Annotated in this window: 3 protein-coding genes; 1 reads left to right on the top strand and 2 read right to left on the bottom strand. The window is 73.2% G+C overall.

The genetic code is table 11. The features are described from left to right. Positions 1 to 278 (bottom strand): FAD-dependent monooxygenase (locus AB0O00_RS38600; RefSeq protein ID WP_363659347.1); only part of this gene is annotated, 278 nt, incomplete at its 3' end. A gap of 67 nt (positions 279 to 345) precedes the next feature. On the opposite strand from AB0O00_RS38600, the gene AB0O00_RS38595 reads away from it, so the two are divergent. Continuing rightward, on the top strand, positions 346 to 966 hold the full coding sequence (locus AB0O00_RS38595; RefSeq protein WP_363659346.1) for a TetR family transcriptional regulator: 621 nt from the start codon (positions 346 to 348) through the stop codon (positions 964 to 966). 63 nt (positions 967 to 1,029) lie between these two features. Here the strand turns inward: AB0O00_RS38595 and AB0O00_RS38590 are convergent. Continuing rightward, positions 1,030 to 1,605 (bottom strand): S8 family serine peptidase (locus AB0O00_RS38590; RefSeq protein ID WP_363659345.1); only part of this gene is annotated, 576 nt, incomplete at its 5' end.

Raw genomic sequence — 1,605 nt, 5'->3', positions numbered from 1 at the left:
TAGCGGGTGCGCCACGGCTCGCAGTCCAGCTCGACCGGCAGCCCGGCGAAATGCCCGCCCGTGCTCGGCCCGGCCGGCACCTGAGCGAGCAGCGGCTCCAGCAGCCCCCGCAGGTCCAGCACTTCGGCGGTGCGGGGCTGGAGGCTGCCCGCCCGGGACTGGGTGCTGCGGGCGAGCAGCTTCTCCGTGACGACGACCGGTATCCCGGCCAGCGTCAGCTCGTGCGCCAGCATCAGCCCGGTCGGGCCCGCCCCCACGACGATGACTTCGGTCTGCACAGCAACCTCCGAAAGAAGAAACCAGGTGCAATTCTGCACTCAGTCTACCATGGGGTAGACTGAGTGCATGAATCAGCACATGGGCCTGCGGGAACGCAAGAAGGAACGCACCCGCGAGACGATCGCGGCGACGGCGATCCGCCTCTTCCTCGACAAGGGCTTCGACCAGGTCTCGATCACCGAGATCGCCGAGGCGGCGGAGGTCTCCCGGCGGACCCTCTTCGCCTACTTCCCGACGAAGGAGGACCTCGTCCTCCAGCGCTTCGCCGACCACGAGAGCGAAGCGGCCCGCATCGTCCGCGCCCGCCTCGACGGACAGGCCCCGCTGGAGGCCCTCCGGGCGGCCCGCCTCGACGCCCTGGCCCAGCGCGACCCGAACACCGGCCTGTGCGACGACCCCGAGGTCATGGCCTTCCTCCGCCTGATCACCGGTACCGAGAGCCTGGCATCACGGCTGATCCGCTACTCGGAACGCGGCACCGAATCCCTGACGGAGGCCCTTCGGGAGGCGGGCGTCGACCCGCTCACCGCACGCCTCGTGGCCGCCCAGGTGATCGTGGTGCAGCGGGAACTCGCGATCATGAACCAGGAACACCTGGCCGCCGGCACCTCCGCCGACGACCACTACCCGGCGGCCGTCCTCGCCACCGAACGGGCCTTCGACCTCCTGGGCAACGGCCTGGGCTAGGGCGCCACCGTCCGGAGCAGGAAGTCGGGCCCGCCGACTTTCCGCTCGGGGTGCGACGGGCGGCTATGACGGCTCGTCGGCCTTTGCCGGTTGCCAGCGGCGGGCGCGGCCTCGGGGGGCCACGGCTCCCGCGATGGCGACCAGGCCGATCGTGCCCAGTGCCGTCAGGGCCACCGCCGCGGCCTGGGCCGGGGCTTCGGACGGGGGGCGGGTACGGGGCATCGCCGGCGCGGACGTGGTCGGGGTCGGGGTCGCGGGGTGTGGGCTCGGCGGCGTTTCGCGGTCGAGCGTGGTGGTCACGGCGGACACCGGATCCACCGTTCCGAAGCCCAGTTGTGGGTCGGGCAGGAGGCCGCCCGCACGGTATGCGGTGGCTTCGAGGCGGGCCGTCAGCTGGTCGGCGGTGAGGGTCGGCCGGTAGCCCAGGACCAGCGCCGCCGTGCCGGCGACGAAGGCCGTCGCGAAGCTCGGGCCCGCGCCCGTGTAGTACCCGCCCGCCGTCGGGCCGGGACCGGTCACGGCGTCGCCCGGGGCCGCCAGGTCCACCCGGCCGCCGATCGCGGCGTTCTCCGGCAGCACCCCGCCCGGGCCGAGGTCTCGGACGGCCAGCACCTCGGGGTAGGCGGAGGGGTAGACGGG

This window comes from Kitasatospora sp. NPDC093558 (genome assembly GCF_040683475.1).
Taxonomy (GTDB): domain Bacteria; phylum Actinomycetota; class Actinomycetes; order Streptomycetales; family Streptomycetaceae; genus Kitasatospora.
Note: the sequence above shows the minus strand (reverse complement) of the source record. Positions and strands in the feature narration are given on the sequence as shown.

Excerpts from the sequence above, each read along its gene's own strand:
- AB0O00_RS38595 (WP_363659346.1), top strand. The coding sequence starts at position 346 with ATGAATCAGCACATGGGCCTGCGGGAACGCAAGAAGGAACGCACCCGC.